At 45.5% G+C, this 22,149-nt stretch carries 18 protein-coding genes; 3 read left to right on the plus strand and 15 right to left on the minus strand.

Going from position 1 to position 22,149, the window contains the following annotated elements; all coding sequences use genetic code 11:
* Positions 1–87: 87 nt before the first annotated feature.
* A complete protein-coding gene (locus tag U1F02_RS03775) occupies positions 88–1,224 on the plus strand; it encodes an endo-1,4-beta-xylanase (RefSeq protein ID WP_409989011.1) in 1,137 nt (378 codons plus the stop codon).
* A gap of 105 nt (positions 1,225–1,329) precedes the next feature.
* On the opposite strand, the gene U1F02_RS03780 is transcribed toward U1F02_RS03775, so the two are convergent.
* From U1F02_RS03780 to U1F02_RS03800, 5 genes are all read right to left on the minus strand, one after another.
* Positions 1,330–3,561, minus strand: a complete 2,232-nt coding sequence (locus U1F02_RS03780; protein ID WP_409989012.1) for a molybdopterin cofactor-binding domain-containing protein — start codon at positions 3,559–3,561, stop codon at positions 1,330–1,332.
* On the minus strand, positions 3,561–4,079 hold the full coding sequence (locus tag U1F02_RS03785; RefSeq protein WP_409989013.1) for a (2Fe-2S)-binding protein: 519 nt from the start codon (positions 4,077–4,079) through the stop codon (positions 3,561–3,563). The genes U1F02_RS03780 and U1F02_RS03785 overlap by 1 nt, the downstream gene beginning before the upstream one ends.
* Before the next feature lie 20 nt (positions 4,080–4,099).
* On the minus strand, positions 4,100–4,681 hold the full coding sequence (locus U1F02_RS03790; protein ID WP_409989014.1) for an NTP transferase domain-containing protein: 582 nt from the start codon (positions 4,679–4,681) through the stop codon (positions 4,100–4,102).
* On the minus strand, positions 4,678–5,724 hold the full coding sequence (locus tag U1F02_RS03795; RefSeq protein WP_409989015.1) for an XdhC family protein: 1,047 nt from the start codon (positions 5,722–5,724) through the stop codon (positions 4,678–4,680). The genes U1F02_RS03790 and U1F02_RS03795 overlap by 4 nt, the downstream gene beginning before the upstream one ends.
* A gap of 215 nt (positions 5,725–5,939) precedes the next feature.
* Positions 5,940–7,142 (minus strand): alpha/beta hydrolase, encoded by a 1,203-nt coding sequence (locus U1F02_RS03800; protein WP_409989016.1) that lies wholly within the window; start codon positions 7,140–7,142, stop codon positions 5,940–5,942.
* A gap of 146 nt (positions 7,143–7,288) precedes the next feature.
* Between U1F02_RS03800 and U1F02_RS03805 the strand changes: the two genes are divergently transcribed.
* The gene (locus tag U1F02_RS03805; RefSeq protein WP_409989017.1) at positions 7,289–9,364 is read left to right on the plus strand and encodes a winged helix-turn-helix domain-containing protein; all 2,076 of its coding nucleotides are present in this window, start codon (positions 7,289–7,291) and stop codon (positions 9,362–9,364) included.
* A gap of 64 nt (positions 9,365–9,428) precedes the next feature.
* On the opposite strand, the gene parE is transcribed toward U1F02_RS03805, so the two are convergent.
* The 10 genes from parE to U1F02_RS03855 form a co-directional block, all read right to left on the minus strand.
* On the minus strand, positions 9,429–11,315 hold the full coding sequence (gene parE / locus U1F02_RS03810) for a DNA topoisomerase IV subunit B (protein WP_409989018.1): 1,887 nt from the start codon (positions 11,313–11,315) through the stop codon (positions 9,429–9,431).
* 35 nt (positions 11,316–11,350) lie between these two features.
* Positions 11,351–11,932: a YqiA/YcfP family alpha/beta fold hydrolase gene (locus U1F02_RS03815; protein ID WP_409989019.1), complete on the minus strand. Its 582-nt coding sequence runs from the start codon at positions 11,930–11,932 to the stop codon at positions 11,351–11,353.
* Positions 11,933–11,938: 6 nt separating this feature from the next.
* Positions 11,939–12,745: a 3',5'-cyclic-AMP phosphodiesterase gene (gene cpdA, locus U1F02_RS03820; protein ID WP_409989020.1), complete on the minus strand. Its 807-nt coding sequence runs from the start codon at positions 12,743–12,745 to the stop codon at positions 11,939–11,941.
* Between the two features lie 191 nt (positions 12,746–12,936).
* Positions 12,937–13,434: a chemotaxis protein CheW gene (locus tag U1F02_RS03825; protein ID WP_409989021.1), complete on the minus strand. Its 498-nt coding sequence runs from the start codon at positions 13,432–13,434 to the stop codon at positions 12,937–12,939.
* Positions 13,431–14,009: a hypothetical protein gene (locus U1F02_RS03830; RefSeq protein ID WP_409989022.1), complete on the minus strand. Its 579-nt coding sequence runs from the start codon at positions 14,007–14,009 to the stop codon at positions 13,431–13,433. The genes U1F02_RS03825 and U1F02_RS03830 overlap by 4 nt, the downstream gene beginning before the upstream one ends.
* Positions 14,006–16,918 carry a response regulator gene (locus U1F02_RS03835; protein ID WP_409989023.1) on the minus strand — a complete coding sequence of 971 codons (2,913 nt, stop codon included), beginning with the start codon at positions 16,916–16,918 and terminating at the stop codon, positions 14,006–14,008. Before U1F02_RS03835 ends, U1F02_RS03830 begins: the two co-directional genes overlap by 4 nt.
* Positions 16,919–16,986: 68 nt before the next feature.
* Positions 16,987–18,951: a methyl-accepting chemotaxis protein gene (locus U1F02_RS03840; protein WP_409989024.1), complete on the minus strand. Its 1,965-nt coding sequence runs from the start codon at positions 18,949–18,951 to the stop codon at positions 16,987–16,989.
* Between the two features lie 47 nt (positions 18,952–18,998).
* A complete protein-coding gene (locus U1F02_RS03845; protein WP_409989025.1) occupies positions 18,999–19,634 on the minus strand; it encodes a chemotaxis protein CheW in 636 nt (211 codons plus the stop codon).
* Positions 19,634–19,996 carry a PleD family two-component system response regulator gene (locus tag U1F02_RS03850; protein WP_409989026.1) on the minus strand — a complete coding sequence of 121 codons (363 nt, stop codon included), beginning with the start codon at positions 19,994–19,996 and terminating at the stop codon, positions 19,634–19,636. The genes U1F02_RS03845 and U1F02_RS03850 overlap by 1 nt, the downstream gene beginning before the upstream one ends.
* Positions 19,996–20,913, minus strand: coding sequence for a response regulator (locus tag U1F02_RS03855; RefSeq protein ID WP_409989027.1), 918 nt, complete (start codon positions 20,911–20,913; stop codon positions 19,996–19,998). The genes U1F02_RS03850 and U1F02_RS03855 overlap by 1 nt, the downstream gene beginning before the upstream one ends.
* A 473-nt stretch (positions 20,914–21,386) precedes the next feature.
* Here U1F02_RS03855 and U1F02_RS03860 point away from each other — a divergent pair, with 473 nt between their 5' ends.
* Complete coding sequence (locus U1F02_RS03860) at positions 21,387–22,145, plus strand: MHYT domain-containing protein (RefSeq protein WP_409989028.1); 759 nt, start codon at positions 21,387–21,389, stop codon at positions 22,143–22,145.
* Positions 22,146–22,149: the final 4 nt, after the last annotated feature.

The following is a 22,149-nucleotide window of genomic DNA, read 5'->3' on the forward strand; positions in this document are numbered from 1 at the left end:
TTTGTAAATTAGTGTCTGTTTAGTTGACTCGTAACCGCGAATTGCTAGGCTTAAAGTCACCTTAACCATAATTAACGGAGTTAGAAAATGTCCATTTCACGCCGCGTGTTTCTGCGCAACGCCGCCGTTGCTACCGCGCTTCTCAACATCAAAAGTAATGCCTTAGCCAAAGCCGTAGAGCGCACTGGCATCAAAGATTTCTACAAAGACGATTTTCATATTGGCACCATCCTCAGCACTGAAGCACTCCTAAACAATGACACCCCACTACTTTCATTGGTTGCACGCGAATTCAATGCAATCACTGCGGAAAACTGCATGAAGTGGGAACCAATTCGCCCCAACGATAAAGAATGGGATTGGACCGCTGCTGATAAGTTCGTAGAGTTCGGTGAAAAGAACAAAATGTACATCGTTGGTCACAACTTGGTATGGCACAGCCAGTGTCCGAAAGAAGTTTTCCAAAATGAAACTGGCGGTGTGATTAGCAAAGAAGGCCTCACCAAAAAAATGCAAGATCACATTGCCACCAAAGCCGGCCGTTACAAAGGCCGTTTGCAAGCGTGGGACGTTGTTAACGAAGCTGTAGAAGACGACGGTTCATGGCGCAAATCACCTTGGTACAACATCATGGGTGAAGATTTTATTGCCAAAGCATTCCACTTCGCTCACGAAGTCGACCCAAAAGCACACCTCATTTACAACGACTACAACACTGAAACTCCAGTGAAGCGCGATTTCATTGTTAACATGGTTAAAAACTTCAAGAAAAAAGGCGTGCCCATTCAAGGCGTAGGCATGCAAGAGCACGTGAGCATTGATGGCCCCGACGTTGCAGAAATTGATAAGACATTAACCATGCTCAAAGAAATTGGCGTGCGCGCACATATCACCGAATTGGATATTGATGTGTTGCCGTCAGTGTGGAATTTACCAACCGCTGAAGTATCAACCCGTTTTGATTACACACCAGCACGCGACCCCTACACCAAGGGTTTGCCGAAAGAAATTGAAGAAAAACTCGCCAAACGTTACGAAGATATTTTCAAAGTCTATTTGAAACACCGCGACAATATTGACCGCGTAACCTTCTGGGGCACCACTGACAAAGAATCATGGTTAAACGGTTTCCCTATCAAAGGCCGCACTAATTATCCGCTGTTATTTGACCGCGAATCAAAACCAAAAGCCGCTTACTTCCGCTTGTTGGATTTGAAGAAGTAACATTTCTGTTGTAAAAAAAGGCGCAGCACTAAATATGCTGCGCCTTTTTTATTTTTTGAAAAACACCAAAAGAATTTGATAGTGTTTTTAACAATCAGAGATCGATCACGACACCGTCAAATGTTTTTTAACAGGCAAATCGCGAATACGTGGTCCACCTGCCGCAGCGATTGCGTTAGTGACGCTCGCCGCAATTGGAGGAACACCGGGCTCACCAACACCCGCGTGCGGCTCGTTACTATTAATTAGGGTAACCACTATTTTGGGCGTCTGATTTATTCGCAACAGCGGATAATCGTCAAAGCTGCTCTGTTCGACCGCGCCATTTTTAAACGTAATTTCGCCAAGGAGCGCAGCGGACAAACCAAATATTACCGACCCCTCCAATTGCGAACGGACACGGTCTGGATTAACGATCAGCCCGCAATCAAGCGCAATATGTACTTCAAGTACGCGCAATTCTTTTTTCACGATGCTAACTTTGGTTGCCACAGCCACATAACTCAAAAAACTAAAATGCGCTGCAATGCCCCAACCTTCGCCCGATTTAACCGATGCAGGCCAACCACAGGATTTTTGCACAACTTTCAGCGCATTTTTCAATCGCGCCGTGTTAAATGGATGTCCCGGTGGAGTTCCATTTTTAAAACCTTCCGACTCAGTTTTAATTTCCCGATCTTCGCCAATCGCTTCTAATTGAAACTCAAGGGAATCGCGCTTACTGATTCTAGCCAGCTCATCAATAAAACTATTGTAAGTAAATGCATGGTTAATGTTGTATACAGAACGCATCCACCCAATACGCGTGTGCGCTACAGCGGGAGCGCATCGAAAACGCAAATTAGGTGCATTCAAAGGTGCTGTTGCAAAGCCTTGCCCTAATTCAAAGCCTTGCAAGGTTTTTACATTAGGCTGAAAAGTCGAACTGATAGAAGGTGAAGCAACGGTCGCATCCAATGCCGTAATCTTATGATTTTTATCTAGCGCCCCTTTGAAATGTTGAACGCTATAGGCGTGGTAATAACCGGAGCGAGTTGTATCTTCTCGCGTCCACGTGACTTTTACAGGCTTGCCGGTAGCCTTAGCGAGCAAAGCGGCTTCTGCCACAAAATCGGATTTTGCTTTACGACCAAAAGCACTGCCCAACAAGGTGACGTTAACCTTTACGTTTTCCAGTTTAAAACCCAGTAAGCCCGCAATATGTTCGCGTACACCTTGTGGGCTTTGGGTACACGCCCAAATTTCACAAGTATCTCCGGTAATTTTTGCAGTCGCCGCAAGCGGCTCCATGGTAGCGTGTTCTAAATGCGGCAAGGTATAAACGGCTTCATGGTTTTTTGCGGCGTCTGCAAATGCAGCATCAACATCACCGCGCTTTCTCACGACCTGCGCATCAGATGCAATAGCTGCTGCATGCGCTGTAATATCTTTGCGGGAATCGTAGCTTTCATGTGCGCTCGATTCCCACACGATTTGCAACTGCTTGCGCCCTTGCAACGCCGCCCAAGTATTTGTGGCAATGACCGCTACGCCAGCCAAGGCATTGAAGGCTGGTGGCTCAATGCCACCATCAATTTTTATAACATCTAAAACGCCTTTAACCTGCTTTGCTTTCGTCGCATCGAAGGATTTCACCTTTCCACCCAATACCGGGCAGCGTTCAATACTGGCGTAAACCATACCGTCAATTTGTGTATCAATGCCGTAAGTTGTAGAACCGCGAACAATATCGTTCAAATCAACTGACGCGACCGGCTTGCCGATATATTTAAATTCACTGGGTGATTTAAAGCTTAATGTTTTTACATCGGGAACAGGTTGCTTGGCGGCGGCCTCGGCCAATTCACCATAGCTCAGGGACTTTCCACTTGCAGCATGGGTTACGCGATGATCTTTTGCTACACAAGTTTCAACCGGCACCTTCCATTGCGCAGCCGCTGCTTGAACCAACATTAATTTTGCTGATGCACCCATCTCTCGCATGATTTGGTAAAAATCGCGAACACTGTGTGAACCGTCAGTTTCCTGGTCACCGTATTTTTTATCGCCTTCCGCTTGCAGCACATCAACCTTATCCCAGTCTGCATCCAATTCATCTGCAACCACTTGCGGCAAACTTGTGCGAATCCCCTGCCCCATTTCAGATCTGTGCGCAACAATAGTCACGCGATTGTTTGTTCCAATCTGTACGAATACATTAAGCAATAAAGCTTTACCCATTGGGTTTCCAGATGCAGCAGACGCCGTATTAAGCGTTGCGTGTAGAGCCAATCCAGCTGTACCTACTCCAGTTAATTTTAAGAAAGAGCGACGATCCAATTTTGTTAAGTGAGTCATTATGCAACTCCTTGTTCAGTTGTAGCTGAACCCAGATGTTCTGACGACGCATTTGCCGGTTGATAAACTTGCACACCCGCAACCGATTTAATGGCCGCTTCAATACGAGGATAGGTTCCGCAACGACAGATATTGCCCGACATGGCCGCTCGAATTTGTGCATCGCTCGGTTTTGGATTGCTTTTTAATAAAGCAGCGGCACTCATCAATTGCCCCGATTGGCAGTAGCCGCATTGCGGTACATTGTGCGCGACCCAGGCTTTTTGCAAAGGATGATCACCATCTTTTGATAATCCTTCAATAGTCGTAATCTCCGCACCAACTGCCGCAGAAAAAGGAGTTAAGCATGAACGCACGGGCGCGCCATTTAAATGAATCGTACAAGCACCACATAGACCCTTACCGCAACCGAATTTTGTACCGGTCATACTCAACAAATCACGTAGCACCCACAACAAAGGCATATCGGCGTCAGCTTCAATTTGGTGCTCAACACCGTTAATTTTTATACGACTCATGAATATTTCCTCCGTGGGAGTTAACTTCGTTGAATAAAATGATTCAGATTTTCCGGTGTATCTATATCTATAGCGGCGCGCTCCAAAGGCACCGTTAAAACTGCATTGGCTTCCAGTATTTTTTTTGCGCCAACATCACCCTTTAAGGATATTAATTGCGGGAAATAGCGCCGAGGGAAAATCGCAGGCACCCCCAAACGCCCCGCATAAGTTGCACAAGTAATTTGCCCAGCTGATTCATTGCGCAGCGAATTGTTATAACACTTAACCAGTAACTTTAAATCTTCCGCAGTAACTGCTACTTGATCGCAAAGTAATACCATCACCGCGGAGACATTATTCGGTAAGGATGCAACGCCACAAGCAATTGAGCTTCCAATACCTTCTTGCCACTCTGAATGAATAATCACTCCTGCCATTTGCACAACAGGCATTAATCGCTGGTGCTCACACCCCAAAACAACACTGGTATCACTTATCGATAAGGCCGATTCAACAGCACGCTCCAACATTGTTTGGCCATTAATCTTCGCCAACTGTTTTGGCTCTGCACCAAAACGACTGCTACCGCCAGCAGCCAAGATCAATGCATGTAAACTCACGTGGCAACTCTCAAATTCGCGTTGGAATTAAACGTAATATACGCATTCGTATTTAGCGCACGCGCGTTCAACACTTGATGACATTCTGCGAGAGTAGCCAATGCAATCGACTCCGGTAAATCACCGCCAATATCAAGCCCCATGGGCCCAAACACTGGCGCACTCACCTGGTCCAAATTCGCCTTTTTAAACACTTTTTGTTTTCGATGCACAGGCCCGAGCAATCCAATATAGCGGGCACTTGAATGTTGAAGGGATTTTAGCGCGGCTGCATCCGTATCCAGGTTGTGGGTCATTAGGATTGCTGCATCAATGCAATGCAAGATTTCACGCAACTCGATTGAGTCAGCCGCAAACCGAAAAATTTGCGCATGCGGAAAATTATCTGCAAGCGCATAACCATAACGGGAGTCAACCACCGTGATTTTCCAACCCAAAATATTGGCCATATTTACCAGTGGAATAGCATCAAGACCGCCACCAAAAACTAACAGATGAACTTGCGCCTTAACAGCAACGACTAATAATGCCTCACCTTGACAATTAGTATGAATGCCGGTCTGGGTAATATCCGCACCTAAAGATTGAACATCCCGAATAGATAAAAGTATATTTTTCGCAACTGCGAAGGACTCACCCACATGAATAGCGTAACTAACAGGTTCGCGTTTCTGTAAAGCGAGAAAAAGAAGATCAAGCTGGTGATAATGATTGGCCGAAGTAACAGGCTGCAACAAAATGGTTACTCGCCCACCGCAACCTAGAGCCATTGCCCAAGGCGCATCACCCTGCTCACTCGAGTCGTAAACAACTTGCGAGGGCCGGTCATAACTCAGCACCTTTTTAACTTCATTGAGCAGGTTTTTTTCTAAACAGCCGCCACTGATTAACCCATGATATTGCCCAAATTCATTGACCAATATCATCGCTCCCGCTTTACGGTAATTTGATCCCTGGACATCAATAACCGTGCCAAGCACCCAACGGCATTGATCTCTAGCCGGGTGCCATTGCGATAAGATGTGCTGTAAATGTTGTGCCATTGAAACCTATCTTCCAGAAAAAGCGGTTACAAATTTTAACTTAGCATAAACATTTAACTTTCATAGAACCAGCCGCAATTCCCGAAAAACGATGGGCTTAGCAATTCTTTGCGAAGCCCCCTTATTCCCTACGATTTTTGAACAACCTGTGCGATTAAAGTAAGAAAAAATAAAAAAAGGGAGCAAAGCTCCCTTTTAATAAATATTTAGATTCATTAATTATTTAGATTTTTTGAAAAAAACGGCAGCATGACATCAATAATACGCTGCCGAATTTTGTCCTGATGCATACCGGAGTGCGTAGTATAAGCAAGGTTGATTCCAGCAGCTTTTAGTTCAGTGTTGTAATAGTCGCATCCGCGAAGTATCCATTGATACTCGTCGTTCAATCCGCAATCAAGCCCAATTGCTTTAAGCGAACCTAAATTAGCGCTGAACTCCGCAACTTCGTTGTGGATATTACCGAAACCTGCCTCCCATTTCGCCATGATGACGTCATCACGAACAAGCGAGCTATTAACAAGTTTGTAGGGGTATTCAAAATAAGGTGGCGTCTTAGCCGGCGCAAAAGCCATTCCATAGGCGATATCAAAACCTATATCAAACGATTGACTATAAGAATCTAGTGCGTTTAACGCCGCAGAGTCATTCACATTCTTGAATGGATCAATAATGGTAATAAACGATTTAATATGTGAAGTTGAATCAAATATTTGTGTATCTTCTATTCCTTTAGCACCAACCAAACCAGGTGAAATTGAGAAAACAGCTCCGAAAACATCCGGGTTACGCATTGCGATGTTTAATGCGCCAAACCCACCCATAGAATGTCCGCTTATCCCTCTCCCCGAGCTTTTAGGTATGGTGCGATAATGGGTATCCACATAATTCACAACATCCTTAGCAACAAAGTCAGACCAATTACCCGTCACACTTGAATTAACGAAAAAGCTTCCGCCGAATCGGTTCACACCAGAAATAATAACAATGATCATCGGAGCTGAGGACGATACAGCTAAATCCAAATCATTCGGTAAAGCCATGTTGATCATAGTTGAATCGCCGAACCCGGGTAAATAATAAACAACCGGTAGAAGCGCATCTGAAGTGGAATATTCTTTTGGAAGATAAACCGCAATATCTCGCTGAGCTGTTTCATTAATTATGTTGGATGATAGCGACGGGGCTGGAATCTTTATCACTTTGTAGGTGGATTGTGCGAGCGCGCTCGATGTTGATGAACTACTAATTGAAGAAGAGCTCGATTGACTACTTGCAGCAGAGCTCGCGGAACTCATAACCGGGGGTTCATTTGCAATGGATGAACCGCCTCCACCCCCTCCGCAACCGGACAATAATGGCAGCATGGTAAACGCATATGGAAGTAACCCTCGCTTAATGTGGCACTTTTTAGTCATAGTTTTGAATCCTTAATCTGATTAATTTTATGGCCGTTAGGTTAGCCGCTCCATTGAGCGGATTAAGGCATGCAATAACCATCAGGTATCCATCAAGAAAAAATTAATTTATTATTGGCTTCTATATCAATAAGTTAGGGAATTGCATGAGCGGCTTGGCAGATCAAAAATTTTACATTGGCGATGTAATTGTCGATTCCACCGCAAACCTATTAGTGGTAGCTGGCAAAGAAAAGCGGGCCGAACCTAAACTTATCACCTTATTGGTTTATTTAGCTCAACACTCAAATAGAGTAATTACTCGTCAGCAAATTACAGAGGCAGTTTGGCCCAACGTCATTGTGGGAGACGAATCCGTTACACAAGCAATTTTTGCATTGCGCAATTTGCTCGGTGATAACGCGAAACAGCCAAAGTTTATTGAGACCATCCCGAAAAAGGGGTACAGATTTTTACTCGAAGCCAAACCTTTTTCACCAGAAGCAGTAGCGGAAACCACGCTTAAGGCATTATCAAAACGAAAGCTTTTTTCTCTAGCGATTTCAACAATCGCGGGACTTGTTAGCCTTGCAATAATTGGCTGGATAGCACTTCAAAAAACTTCCGATAACAAAATCATTAATATATTGCCGGCTACTAAAATGGAAGGTGTGGAAGGTGATATGGCAATTAACAACAAACATCAGATGGTTTTTATTAGTTCTAGCATTAAGGGCAACATTCTTTATTTGAAGGACTTGAAGACCGGGATTCAAGAAGCCATCACTCAGAATGACTGGTTTATCGCACCTCAGCCTGTGTGGTTAAGTGACGACACCTTGCTGTATTCGCGTTGCAAATTCAGCAGCCAATGCCAAATTGTTAGGCAGAAATTACGTGAACCACCGAGTGTTCTTTATGAGTCAGATACAGGAATTGTCGAAGTATTAGTCAGACCAGATTTCCAGAATGAGCTGTTTTTTAATGAGTCCAGCAAAGAGGATTTTGGAATCTTTGATACTCGCACAGGTAAATATGAGCCTTTGCGAAATCGCTACGCCAATCTACCCTACCATATTTCCCACCCTCAATTTTCCAAGAATGGTAAAACGCTATATTTTGTTTACAAAGCAGAACAAATTAAGTTGATGTCTTTGGATTTGACAAGTGGGGCAATTAACACTATTTCCGAACAATTCGATGAGCTGCACAGTATTTCCTTCAATCACAAGCAGGAACTTATGGTTGCTGGCAATATCAACTCCACGTCAGGTTTGTGGTTTCTCAATCCCGATGGTGGAGAACCAAAACTTTTTCTTCGCGCGACAAATGGTGAGCTTTATGTTAGGGCTCTGGCTGACCCAAATGAACCCACGATATATTGCCAAACAGTACGTTTAAATTTTGATAATCTTATTTTCGATAATGGTATAGATATCACCAAGGATCTGCCGAATTTCAATTCTACTGGGCTAGATTTGGGTGCTGTACTCTCGCAGGATGACCAATTTGTTTATTTTATTTCCAATCGAAGTGGATTCACTGAAATCTGGCGATACGATTTGATCAATAAACAAGATAGACCACTTACTCAAATTAAATCAGCATTAATCGAACATCTTTCTGTCTCGCACAATGGCCAGCGCATTGCGGCTGTCTACATGGAGAAAAACCAACTTGTCACAGGCATTTTTTCAACATTTACAGGTGAACTATTAAGCAAAAGCAACTCAAAATTTATCCCATTAAGCTGGAGTTATGACGATCAAAGCATTTATGTTTCAGAAATAAAAAATAAAGAGCAAATATTGCTGCGACTGGATAGCCGCACCATGGTCGCCAGCAAAATACAACATAATGCAGGCCTACATGCCGAGGATATTAACAATGGCGAATCACTGATCTTTTTCGACTTGGACAAAAAAGGCTTTGTTAAGAGAAATCTTAAAAATGGAGAGGACAACTTTCTTTCCAGCGATGTGGCAATCGATCAACTGGACTACCATATGCTACGTGTTAGTCCCACTGAAAATTCGCTTTTCGCCACTCACCGGGACTCATCATCTTATCAACTTATGGAATATCCTTTTAATGCTACTAAAGATAAAACTCCATCAACTCTGTTTAAGCTACCTCTAGATGCTGGCTCGCCCACCTATATAAATAATTCAGGAAGCAAACTATTTACGAGCAAAGTAGTTTCTGTAGACGGTGATATGCTGAAGATTGAACTTGCGCGATGAATATTTTGCATCACTTAGTTCGCAAGGCAACGTTGCTTCGCGAACTAAGTTAGTTGATTGCTGCTCAGACAACTTCCGCCAAATTGCCTTTTTCTTCCAGCCAATTCTTTCTATCGCCTGCGCGTTTTTTGGCGAGCATCATATCCATAACTTGATCTGTGCCATCGCCTTCCTCGATGGTTAACTGCACCAAACGGCGGGTGTCGCGGGCCATGGTTGTTTCGCGCAACTGCATGGGGTTCATTTCACCCAAGCCTTTAAAACGTTGCACGTTGGGTTTGCCTTTTTTATTTTCCGCAGATAAGCGATTGAGGATGCCATTCTTCTCGCTTTCGTCTAACGCGTAATAAACCTCTTTACCTAAATCGATACGGTAGAGTGGTGGCATTGCAACGTAAACAAAACCGTTGCGCACTAACACAGGGAAATGTTTTATAAATAACGCACAAAGCAGAGTGGCGATGTGAAGACCGTCTGAGTCCGCATCCGCGAGAATACAAATTTTGTGGTAGCGCAATTCGGAAAGATCTTCACTGCCCGGGTCCATTCCAATGGCAACTGAAATATCGTGAACTTCCTGACTCGCCAAAATTTCAGATGAATCCACTTCCCAAGTATTTAAGATTTTTCCACGCAGCGGCATGATGGCTTGATATTCACGGTCGCGCGCTTGTTTTGCCGAGCCGCCCGCCGAATCACCTTCCACTAAAAACAATTCACTCAATGCAGGTTCGCCACTTGAGCAGTCGGCCAGTTTGCCGGGCAAGGCAGGGCCTTGAGTAACTTTTTTACGCGCCACTTTTTTGCTGGAACGCACACGCTTCTGCGCGTTGTTAATACAAAAATCGGCGAGTTTATCGCCCTCTTCTGTGTGTTGGTTTAACCAAATAGCGAAGGCATCTTTTGCGATACCGGACACAAAGGCCGCCGCTTCACGCGAGGTTAAGCGCTCTTTGGTTTGGCCAGAAAATTGTGGATCGTGATTTTTGTAACTCAACACAAAGCAGCAATTCGCCCAAATATCTTCGGGAGCGAGTTTGATACCGCGCGGAATTAAATTGCGGAATTCGCAGTAATCGCGAATCGCATCTAACAAGCCGGTACGCAAGCCGTTTGTATGAGTTCCGCCTTGCGCAGTGGGAATTAGGTTAACGTAACTTTCTTGAATTAATTCGCCACCTTCAGGCAACCATTGCACTGCCCAGCTCACTGCATCGTTAGTTGCCGCGAAATCGCCTACAAATGGTGAGGCGGGTAAGGTTTCCCAGCCTTGGGTTGCGCCTGTTAAATAATCTTTCAAACCGTCTTCGTAATACCAAACATCTTTTTCGCCGGTTTGCTCATCTAAAAAAGTTACAGTTAAACCGGGGCACAAAACTGCTTTTGCACGCAGCACGTGGCGTAAGCGGCTCACAGAAAATTTTGGCGAATCGAAATAAATTGGATTGGGCAAAAACTTAACGGTTGTGCCCGTTTGGCGTTTTGGGCAGGTATCGATAATTTCTAAATCAGTTGCTTTATCGCCGTTGGAAAAACCCATACGGTAGACATTGCCGTCGCGCTTAACAGTAACTTCCAATTTATCGGAAAGCGCGTTTACAACAGAAACGCCCACACCGTGCAAGCCGCCCGAAAATTGGTAATTTTTATTGGAGAATTTTCCGCCCGCGTGAAGCGTACAGAGAATAACTTCCACACCGGGTTTGCCTTGCTCGGGGTGAATATCCACCGGCATACCGCGACCATCGTCTACAACACTGAGCGATTGATCTTTATGCAGAATCACGTCGATCGTTTTCGCGTGACCTGCCAGCGCTTCATCGACCGAGTTATCAATAATTTCTTGTGCAAGGTGATTGGGGCGCGTGGTTTCGGTATACATACCGGGGCGCTTTTTAACGGGGTCTAATCCCGTGAGTACTTCAATATCTTCTGCGGAATAATTTGCCATAGTCGTTTAATGTTCTTCTTTTCGGTTAACTAGAGTTACTTTGTGGCAGCGCTTAAAAAAGCCAGCCCACTTTCGAGGTAGCGTTCAAAGCCTTGGAACGCGTGATCGCCACCCTCTTCAATTGTTTGTTTACAACCCGCGTATTTTTCGACGGCGTTGCGATAATCCAGAGTTTCATCGCCGGTTTGAACCAATAGCCAATAGTTGGCTAAGCGCTTGGGTTGAATATCTACCTCAACAATCTCGTCGATGTGGTGCGGCTGTAACAGATAAGTGTCATCCGTATGGTAGCTCTTTAGTTCCATCCCCAAGTATTTGGGCATAAAACTCTGTGGATTCACCGCAGGGTTCACCAACAACGCGCGCAAGTTATATTTTTCTGCCAGCCAAGTCGCCCAAAAACCACCGAGGGAGCTTCCCATCAGATAAATCGGTTGCGGCAACAGGGATTCTACCAACTCCTCCAAACCTTTTTGGGTTTCATTTGGGTAAGGTGAGAGTTGGGGGCAATGATAGTCTATTTCGGGGTGATTGGCCGCAAGCCAGGCTTGGGTTTGTTGCGCTTTGAAAGATAAGGGAGAACTCAGAAAACCGTGGATGTACAACAATGCGGCCATAGGGAATTAGTAGCCGGCAGATTTGTAATCAATAACATATTCCTTGCCGGTGACACGATCAACGCCCGTCTCCAAGCTTCCGTCATCATAAAGGTTAAACCAGCGGTAACCGGGCATTTGCGTATCAACAGTGAAGTCATCGCATTGAGGTTTGAACTGCACACATGTTGAGGGTGTTGCGATCAAATGAACGCCTTGGCGTGCCGAGGCGAAGTCTTGGTGAACATGCCCCCAAACGATAGCTTTTACATTGGAATAGCGATCCGTAACCGCAAAGAACGCATCGGAATTGCGCAGAATGTACTGATCAATCCACTTGCTACCCACAGGTACGGGCTGATGATGAAGCATAACCATGACATGCTTTTCTGGATGTTCACTCAACATGCGCTCGAGGTAATCCAACTCAGCTTGCTCAAAGTTGCCATGTACCTTGAACGGTACCACGGAATTAAGAAGCAAGATCAACCAATTCCCAAGCTCCACAGATCGCGCTTCTGGTATCTGCGGTAAGTCAACCTCAGCCATAAGTTCTGCAGAATCATGGTTGCCCGGCAACCAGGCTAAAGGTTGGGAAAAGTATTGGCGAACGATAGAGACAAAGCGCTTGTAGCAAGCATCATGGCCTGCGCTGGCGATATCGCCCGTGCATACCATGTAGTCAAAATCCGGTTCTTTTTCGGCGATAAGGGCGAGAACATCGTGCAAGCTTTCGTCCGTGTTTAAACCGAGCAATGCCTCGCTGGTCAGCGGCCCTAAATGGCAATCACTGATCTGAATGAATCGCTTGGAATTTGCGCCGGGTTTAGCCACTGTTGCATCTATCTCGCGGTTTGCACTTTCTTAATTCTGGTTATTAAGAAAGAAGACTTAAGAGAAAAAGTGTTCGATCAGCTGCAACGATATACGTTAAATGCGATTTATTCCACCCTGAGGCCAGCTTTAATTGTTTTTTAATAAAGGTTGATGATAGAAGTGTGAGAGAGTTGTGGATTATTAAAAACTCAATGTAGTGACAAAAGATCTGCCGGGGTTTTACCAAACAAACGACCTAAATCCAGTACCGGAAACACATTCGCATCGGTTTTGAAAGCCGCCTGCACCAACATTTGCCAATGCGATGCCAATTCCGTAATAGCAACGCTTTGGCTGGCCGAGACAGGCAACAACTTAGGCACACCGCTAAGCAATATGGCACCCATCGCGAGCTCACCTTCGGTGCTTTCGTAGGCAATGATAGCGGCCAAGCCTTCCTTCGCCGATACAGGTCGCTTACGTGTCACCAAACTCCACAAGTCGAGCGCTGGAATAAAACGGTCTCGCCATACAAAGCCCTGCTCACAAAATGCTGGCAAGCCCGGCAGACTAACTAATGAGCTCACCGATTCAATGTGCTTCAGCTCATATTGGCCTACGGCAACAACTTCCGATGAACTGATAGGAAGTATCCATGCGGATAATTGAGCCTCGGGAGTTTCTTCTACCTGACCTTGTGTATTCATTTCCGACCTCCTTGAACTAATACCGGCTCAACTGCGAGCCCCACCAAGTGATTGAATTTTCGTTCCACCAAAAGTTGCCAAAGACTTTTCGCATTTATTAAACCGGCAGCACATTGATCGATAATCGCGAAATTCGAAAATGGCTGCTTGCGACTGCTCATGCTGATAGGCACGGGATAAATACAAACGTCCCGCCGATCGAGCTTTTGAATGCGTGCGCAGCCAAACGCAAACAATCGCATGTCGTGGCGAAATACAACGACAGTCATATGCGTCGCAGGAAGCTGAGGCAATATTTGCAGCCCTTTATTAAGGCCAAATACTGGAACCTGGTACTCGTCAACCAATACACTTCCAACACCGGAGTCCAGAACCTGGATTTTTTGAGCTGGCATTAGGGTGTATATTTCAGTGCCGGGTGTGAGCAAACCAAAATCACCAACATTCAAGAACACGAGAGACTCATCCGTCGTAACCGGCGGCTCTAATCCACGCAAACCTCTCGGTTGTGCACCATGCCCGAAAGCCTCACCGGCAGAATCCAACAAAACAGTTTCACTAGGGATCTCACTCATGCGTGCATATTTTCCTGTATGTGGTGCAACAATTCTTCTTCAGAAAAGGGTTTGTTGAGGTAGGTGTCCACACCCGCGGCAACCGCGAGATTCCTATGCTTTTCCGTGTTGCGCGAGGTAATCATGATGACCGGTATATCTTTGGTGGATTCATTGGCGCGAACATGAGCCGTTAATTCCAACCCGTTCATTCTCGGCATCTCCATGTCCACCAACAAAATGTGGGGGCTTTCCTGTTGCAGAATTTCAATCGCCTCAAAACCATCTTTTGCGGTACGCACATCCATTCCCATATCACCAACAAATTGCGCTAACGAGCGGCGTGTGCTCAATGAATCGTCCACAATCAATGCCATAGGTCGATTGGCAACGAGCTGTTGCGTGCCCGATAGGTTTTGCATTATCCACTCAGCAGAGGCAACACCCGCCTGCAATTGGTTGACCACTAATTGCTGAATATCCAATACCGGCGCAATTGCACCATCACCTAAAACAGTTGCACCTACAACACCAGAAATGACCGGCGTGAAGGGCGTTAAGGGTTTGATAACCATTTCACGGCTCGCGAGTACACGTTCAATCAATACGCCAATGTGTTGCCCGGGAAGCGCTTCAACAATTAGTAATGCGCGCGCGTCGGTGACATTAACCATGTGAAGATCTGGCAACTGCGCCAACTGCGACAAATGAAAAACATCGATCTCTTGTTGATTAAATAAATAAGTCAAACGCGGGCCGCGATTTTTAATATCGCTAGGATCCAAAAAAAGCAATTGCTCCACACCACGTGAAGATATGGCTAAGTTGTGAATACCGCTGGTAACTAACAAACCTTGTTCGGCAATCATCGGCATGGGTAAACGGATTGAGAACTCACAGCCCTGATCAGGAAAGCTATTCACAGTGACGCGCCCTTTTAAGGCATTAACGCGATCGGCGACCATGTCTAAACCTATACCGCGTCCCGAGGTTTGACTCACCTGCTCGCGCGTGGAAAATCCCGCCGCAAAAATAATTTGCTTTAACCACAATTCAGAGACGTCTGCACTGGAACTTGCGGGCGGTTCTATCGCCAGTTCACGTGCTTTTTGGGCGATGCGTTCTAATTGTAAACCCACGCCATCATCCACCACACGAACAAGAATTGATTGGCCTTGCACGCCAAAATACAAATCAATTTTACCTTCACCCGGTTTGCCGGCCTGCGTACGTGCGCTGGAAAATTCAATGCCGTGATCCACAGCGTTGCGCAACAAATGCATGAGGGGATCCACCAGTTCGTGCAAGATGTGGCTATCAATCATGGTTTCGCCACCGTGCAATTGAAAGCGCGCTTGCTTGCCCGTTAAACGGCAAGCCTGGCGAACACAGCGCTGAAAACGCGCTTCAAAGTGACTCGCGGGGATCATTCGCATTTCAAGCAAATGATTCTGACTTGAACGGTTTGTGAGCTGCTGATCAAAGGTGAGATCTTCCAAACCGCGAAGCTGCCCCTGCGTTTGGTAAATTGCGTCGCGCGTGTCAATCGCAAATTCCTGTAACTGATGAAAAAAGCTATGCAGCTCGTTGTAATTATCCAATTCAAGGGGATCAAGCTCACTGCTCGCGCTGTGTTTGTTGCGTGTGTTAAAAAGTTCGCGCACTTCAATTAATTGACCGAACTCCTCTGTCAGTTGCGTTAACTTATTGTGCAGTGCGCTGATTTGATGAACCTGATTTTTTAAATCCGTCACCTGCGTTTGTAAACGGTTGGTTGCAATTGCGCTCTCACCGGCAAGGCGCAACAAATCCTGTGCAGTTTCTTCTTTGATGCGCAAATAAGTCGCAAAACTATCTGGCGTTTGAGCCGAGGCTTGTGCCTGAGCATCTGGTTGAACATCCTGCTGCGCCGCATTATCCGCATGCTCACTCGCTAACGAATCCGCATTCTGTACATCAGCAGAACTCGCCGATGACATTTCGGCGTTGAACGACTGAGGATTAAAACCAGCGAAACCCTCTGCGCGAATGGCGTGATAGGCATCGAGCACTTGCTGCATAATATTTAATTCATGGTCACCCATATCGGCGCCACCGCGCTCACCGGAGGTGAGGCTATCCAACATGGTGGCAAGCGTATCGCTCATATCAAGCAATAAATTTTTTAACGCGGGCGTGAGCGGTTCTTGATGACGGGAGATTTCTTCAAGAAGGTCTTCGCTGAAATGCATGAAGTTGGCCAGGCCGCTAATACCCACTACGTTGGCCGACCCCTTGAGCGTATGTGCAATGCGCTGTGCGCTGGCGAGCGATTGCATTTGGTGTGCCTGTGCAAACTCGTTGAGCTGATCCGTAAATTGTGCAACCTGTGCAGGCAGTTCAATCATTAAGCCTTCAAATAAATCCGGGTTGATATCCTCACCCACAACCATGGATAACATGTCCGGTGTAGCCCTATCGGGCAAACGCACCACATCCTGCTCGTGCAAAACCACTTGAGCTGTTTGCAAACTTTGCGATAAATGAGCCTGTTGCTCTGGTTCAAGGGGGCGCGGCCAATCGGGTTGCGCAAGAAAATTTTTTATCGGCAGAACAGATTCTTCGGTGACATTGCCCGCAATCATTGCGTGCAAAAATTCCAGAAAATAAATAATCCAGGAATCAACCAAAACGCGCTGCGCGCTTGTCATCTGCTGGTCTGATTTAGCGAGCGCTAAAAAATTTTCACGTAAATGTCGCCACGCAAATGCTAATCCATTCAGCCCAATTAATTCTGCTGCTCCGGCAAAATTTTCTAAAAAATCTACCAAGTCCTGAAGTCGTTCGACCGGATCATCCGTCGATAAGGAAGCTTCCAACAGTGACTGCAGCTCATCCACCAGCATGGAAAGCAGTTCATGTTGCTCCGAGGTAAACGTAGTTGTTGCCATAGGTCTTACCCATTCAACCCAACAGAAGCCCGGCTACTTAAGAACAAGAGTCGGGCATGCTCCTATACCTAAGCCAGCTTCGCCTGCTGAATATGTTCAGGCGGGATTTGCGCCATAGCGATTTGCTCCAGATGCAACTGGTTGGCGGTAGGCTGAGCGAGGGGTGATTGGTTCGATGCAGACGCAGGCTGAACAACCGCAGCGGCTATTACATTCGCGGCGCGTTGTTCGGTGCGGAACTCTGGCAAGGTGAATACATTCACACGCTCCACCAAAGAGTGCGCGTAATTTTTTAATTCATCCGTTTGCACACGCTGCTCTTCCAGTTTGCTGTGTGTTTTCTCCGTAGATTCTGTAATTAACAGTGCGCGATCGCGTACGCGGTTCGCCATATTGGCCTGATTCATGGAGTTTACAGCAATGGATTTTACGTGGTTTACCAATTGACGCGTTGCAGCTTCTGTTTCGTGCATACGGCGGCCAGAATCTTCAGCAAGTTTGGTACCCTCTGCCACTTGGGTAATAAGTTTGTTCATAATATTTACTGTGTCAGAGGTTTCAACACGAATGTTGTTCACCATTGCAGAAATTTCGGATGTTGCACCGCGCGCGTTTTCTGCCAGACGCTGAACCTCTTCTGCCACCACCGCAAAACCTTTACCCGCTTCACCCGCCGATGCAGCATGCATACTGGCATTCAGTGCAAGAATATGTGTCCGTTCTGCGATAGTGTTAATCAGGTTAACGATAGATGTAATTTCCTGAGAGCGATCGCCCAAACGCTTGATACGTTTTTCTGTTTCAGAAATGGTGCCGCGAATAGTTTGAATACCTTCTACCGTTTGAATTACCGACAACTGTGCCTTCTGCGTGTAATCAATGGCGGAAGTAGCAATGCTGTTTGCCGTGCGCGCTTCCTTGGCAATATCCGTCATGGTTTTTGCGGATTGATCGAGCGCACTAACAGTATCTGACACCTGCGTACGTTCTTCTTCCGCCACCTGTAATACCACCGCTGATTGGGCTTGCAGTTGGTCAGAAATAAAATTGATTTGCTCAGAAACACCTTTTACCTGATGCAAGGTGCGAGCAGTTTCAGATGTCAGTAAATTAACCGCGTCTGAAATGGTGCCGGTAACGTCAGTTGATACGGGCACTTTGATGGACAAGTCCTTTTTCGCAATCGCACCCAAGCTGCGAATAAGACCAATGATGGATGTGTTAAGCGTTTCGTTTTCCTGTGATTGCTCTGCTAACACTTTAATACGCTCATCGAGCAAGCGGTTAAATGCTCGCCCTAAGTCACCCAACTCATCATTCGCACTAACACGTACACGTGTTTTATCGTTCCCGCTGTTTTGTTGTGCAATTACTCGCTGCATGTGCCACAGCGGTAAAACAATACTGCGATAGATTAAAAACAATCCCAAGGTAGTTCCCACTGCAGTTAGGAACAACACAGCCGCGAACATAGTGCGCGCAATATTTAATTCTGCTTCAGCCTGACTTACGCGACGTTTTACGTTCACATCTATGATGCGGCGGTAATCTTGCAAACTACTCGTCATCGCCACTACTGCGCTATTCAGCGAATCTTTCAAAGCTTCTTTTTTTTCCGCATCCTTTAAAGCCGCTGTTTGTTGCTCAATAAGGCTGTTAAACGCAACGTCCAATTTTTTTACTGAGTCTTTAGCGGTGGCGAGCGCATTTTTGTTCACAAAACGTGCATTCAAGGAACCTAACAGATTTAAAGATTCATTGATTTGCATTTTACCTCCACGATAATAACTAAGGGATTCTTCATTCCCCGTGTCAATATAAACAGGAGTTGCCGTGCGAATTTCCGCCGCTGAGTTCAGCGTTGACGAAATTAACTGGTCAATGGTTTTGAAGTTTGCGTTAGCTTCACTAATCGTTTTTTCCGAAACATATTGTGCGTAGTAGGCTACCGCCATCAGCAGAAATCCGACCACCAAACCAATCATCAGACTCGTAATTTTGTGGGATATTTTTATGCCGGATAATTTTTTCATCAGCTAACTCCATGAACAGGCAATAAACGGGATAGACAAAAACGGAACTACACAGGTACACAATCAGGCGCCGCCGCCGAAATATGTTTTGAAGCAAGAGATTGTTGCGCCAGCCCCAACAAATTAGCGGGCAAGGTTTTACCTTCGAGAAACCAACAGGATTTATTGGCATGAAGATAATGAGCTTGAGCCAACTGCCGAAAAAGAACGGGTGACCCATCTGGCAATTCAGATCTTGATGCAAGGGGCAGCGATAGAGAGACTGGCAAGCCATCAATAAGAAGACCAATAGCCTGCTCTGCCTTTCCTACAACAAAAATACATTTCTTTTTCGGCAAAGGCGCATCCAGACTTTGATGCAGTTGATACACCGGAATGAGGGCACCGCGTAAGTTAAATAATCCCAGCACGCATTGAGGTGCGTTCGGAATGACAGCTACAGCGGCGTCCGCAAAAACTTCGCACAAACAGGTAGCTTCAATCAGGAACTGATACTGACCTATAACAAAACTAAAAAAGGATTCTGAAACTTTTTCACTCTCGTGCGCATCAACAGTAAAATCCTGCTGATTCGCGACGTGCTTTAAACGCGTCAAGGCTGCAACTAAATTTCGCTGCAAAATCTCGCTGTTTTGTTGTGCCAAATCTTCTGAATTACCGGCGTGTTGATTCATCATATCCATTAAAGCGCAGCTATAGTGTCCAGAATTTGATCTTGGGTGTAGGGTTTACTAATCATGGCTTTACCGCCTTGCAGCTCTCCCCATACGCGATCAGCGCGTTGATTTTTGCTAGTGACAAACACCACTGGAATTGATGACAAATCTTTGTCTCCGGTAATGTTGCGACAGGCTTCAAATCCATCTACACCTTCCATAACCACATCCATGAGAATTACATCCGGTTTATAGGTTTTTGCTTTATCGTAGGCTTCCTGTCCATTTACGGCGGTAATGACCTGGTAGCCTGCATCCGACACAATTTCTTTGAGGTGCTGAAGTTCAACGGGTGAATCGTCCACAATCATAATGCGATTAGGTTTCATTATTTGTTCTCCAGTTTTTGAGTACGAAGGTTCAATGCATCAAGATGCTTTTGAGTTATTTCCTTGAATTCGTTGTGATTAATTGGTTTGGTAAGATAGGTGTCACAGCCGGCAAGTACGCCTTTAAGCTTGTCGAATTTGGACGATCGACTCGTGAGCATAATTACTGGCGTGTGTTTATTCAGTTTGCTGCGTTTTATATTTTTGCACGCCGCGTAACCATCTATACCCGGCATGACCACGTCGAGAAAAATCACGTCGTACTGATCCTTTTCCGCAGCGTTCACTGCAGCCTCGCCATCAGCTACCACATTAAGCTTGGCATCCATCGCATCAAACTCCATTTTTAATTGACGGCGCACCGCCAAGCTATCATCGGCAACCAGTACTCTGAGTTTATTTTCCTGCGGTGTTGTTTGTTGCGCATGAGTGGTGAGATTGATCGCCTTGAAATTTTTTACAATGGCAACCGAAGGTTCTACTTCAGAACCGATTTCAAACTCAGGGTAATAATGCAAATGCCTGATCGTATAGTTATCCAGCGATTGCAAAAGCTTTGCAGGATTAATGGGCCAGGAGATGGTAAATTCCGATCCCGCTTCAGTTGCGGGCGTAATTTTTGAGATTTTCAAAACGGGCTTACGGCGGTCTTTCGCAATCATCGCCGACAAGCGGTGCCAGCAATGAACAGCGTGAGTGTTGTGTAAGTTAACAACATAAATATCGGCATTGGCCGCACTACCCAACTCACTTAACGAACTATTCTCACTGACTACTTTTAAATGATAGGTACGCGGTCTATAACGCGTAACGGCAAAAATGCGCGAGAATATTTCCAAATCGTTGGTTCCTACTCCCAAGACGGCGACTTGAAAAACCTTTCCTACTTGCTTTGCAGATGATGCCTGAACTGCCATTATTTCAATTCCCCTATAAATAATAATGAAGGCACGCTATGGAATCAGCGTCCCTTTCCAGCGGCTTGCTCAAACAGAGTGTAGAACAGCTTATGGAGTGAGCAATCAACCAGATGGGAATGGATTTTTTTTGGAAGAAAAAATTTTTTTAAGCAACTTGCGAACAAAAATGATTAATACGCCAAAAAGAAAAGTTCAGCGCCTTATGATGAAAATATTTTGTTTTTTAAAAAAATTTAATCGTTGTAACAACAGATATTTAGGCGATTTCTCGCATCCATTTCACATTTTTTTGTAAAACTTTTTAGGCATAAATCTTAACTACTTAAAACGCAGTTAAAAAAAAACTTATGAAAATTTAATCTATTGATGCGCCTCTGAAATATCTAGAATCGTCATCAGCAGCATGGAAATGTTGTTATATGTGCTTCCAAGACAATTCTGTTTTTTGGCTCTATAAAGAGGTAATTCCTATGGAAATGGACGTAAGCTACAACTGGTTTCTGGTTTCTCTCTCCTTTCTCGTTGCCGTATTTGGCTCCTTTACAGGGCTGCAAATTACTAACGGTATGAAATCTTCAAGTAACGGCCCTTCACTTACCTGGATTATTGCAGCGGCCGCATCACTCGGTGGCGGCGCTATTTGGACCATGCATTTTATTGGCATGCTGGCGTACCAAACGCCTATGGACATTGGCTATTTACCGGGGCCAACTTTTGCATCGCTTGCACTTGCCGTTGTCGCCGTGGGCATTGGGGTTTTTATCGCGGTGAGCGGACGCTTATCACCCGTTCGCTTATTGGGCGCCGGTTTATTTACCGGGCTCGCAGTTGCCGGCATGCATTATTTAGGAATGGAGGCAATGGTGATGCCGGGAACAGATATGGTGTATGACAAAACTCTAGTAGGTGTTTCATTGGTAATTGCAATCGTTGCCGCAACCGTCGCACTCTGGCTTGCAGTTAACCTCAAGGGAACATCCATTATGTTAGGTAGCGCGGTGGTTATGGCGATTGCCGTGTGTGGCATGCATTACACCGGAATGGCAGCCATGAGTATGGTTCACAACCACGACGCCGACCAACGAGTCATTGAAAACTCTCTAAGCCCCATGACGATGGGTCTATTTATTTTTTGCGCCAGCATGTTGCTACTGGTTATTTGTTTGATTATGTCTCTCAACCAGCTCAGCAATAAAAATGTAGATGAACTCCTGGATGAGCCCGCCTGATTCT

The organism is Cellvibrio sp., from assembly GCF_046347455.1.
In the GTDB taxonomy this organism is placed as follows: Bacteria; Pseudomonadota; Gammaproteobacteria; order Pseudomonadales; family Cellvibrionaceae; genus Cellvibrio.

Excerpts from the sequence above, each read along its gene's own strand:
- U1F02_RS03775 (WP_409989011.1), top strand. The coding sequence starts at position 88 with ATGTCCATTTCACGCCGCGTGTTTCTGCGCAACGCCGCCGTTGCTACC.
- U1F02_RS03780 (WP_409989012.1), bottom strand. The coding sequence starts at position 3,561 with ATGACTCACTTAACAAAATTGGATCGTCGCTCTTTCTTAAAATTAACT.
- U1F02_RS03785 (WP_409989013.1), bottom strand. The coding sequence starts at position 4,079 with ATGAGTCGTATAAAAATTAACGGTGTTGAGCACCAAATTGAAGCTGAC.
- U1F02_RS03795 (WP_409989015.1), bottom strand. The coding sequence starts at position 5,724 with ATGGCACAACATTTACAGCACATCTTATCGCAATGGCACCCGGCTAGA.
- U1F02_RS03800 (WP_409989016.1), bottom strand. The coding sequence starts at position 7,142 with ATGACTAAAAAGTGCCACATTAAGCGAGGGTTACTTCCATATGCGTTT.
- U1F02_RS03805 (WP_409989017.1), top strand. The coding sequence starts at position 7,289 with ATGAGCGGCTTGGCAGATCAAAAATTTTACATTGGCGATGTAATTGTC.
- parE (WP_409989018.1), bottom strand. The coding sequence starts at position 11,315 with ATGGCAAATTATTCCGCAGAAGATATTGAAGTACTCACGGGATTAGAC.
- U1F02_RS03815 (WP_409989019.1), bottom strand. The coding sequence starts at position 11,932 with ATGGCCGCATTGTTGTACATCCACGGTTTTCTGAGTTCTCCCTTATCT.
- U1F02_RS03825 (WP_409989021.1), bottom strand. The coding sequence starts at position 13,434 with ATGAATACACAAGGTCAGGTAGAAGAAACTCCCGAGGCTCAATTATCC.
- U1F02_RS03830 (WP_409989022.1), bottom strand. The coding sequence starts at position 14,009 with ATGAGTGAGATCCCTAGTGAAACTGTTTTGTTGGATTCTGCCGGTGAG.
- U1F02_RS03835 (WP_409989023.1), bottom strand. The coding sequence starts at position 16,918 with ATGGCAACAACTACGTTTACCTCGGAGCAACATGAACTGCTTTCCATG.
- U1F02_RS03840 (WP_409989024.1), bottom strand. The coding sequence starts at position 18,951 with ATGAAAAAATTATCCGGCATAAAAATATCCCACAAAATTACGAGTCTG.
- U1F02_RS03845 (WP_409989025.1), bottom strand. The coding sequence starts at position 19,634 with ATGGATATGATGAATCAACACGCCGGTAATTCAGAAGATTTGGCACAA.
- U1F02_RS03850 (WP_409989026.1), bottom strand. The coding sequence starts at position 19,996 with ATGAAACCTAATCGCATTATGATTGTGGACGATTCACCCGTTGAACTT.
- U1F02_RS03855 (WP_409989027.1), bottom strand. The coding sequence starts at position 20,913 with ATGGCAGTTCAGGCATCATCTGCAAAGCAAGTAGGAAAGGTTTTTCAA.
- U1F02_RS03860 (WP_409989028.1), top strand. The coding sequence starts at position 21,387 with ATGGAAATGGACGTAAGCTACAACTGGTTTCTGGTTTCTCTCTCCTTT.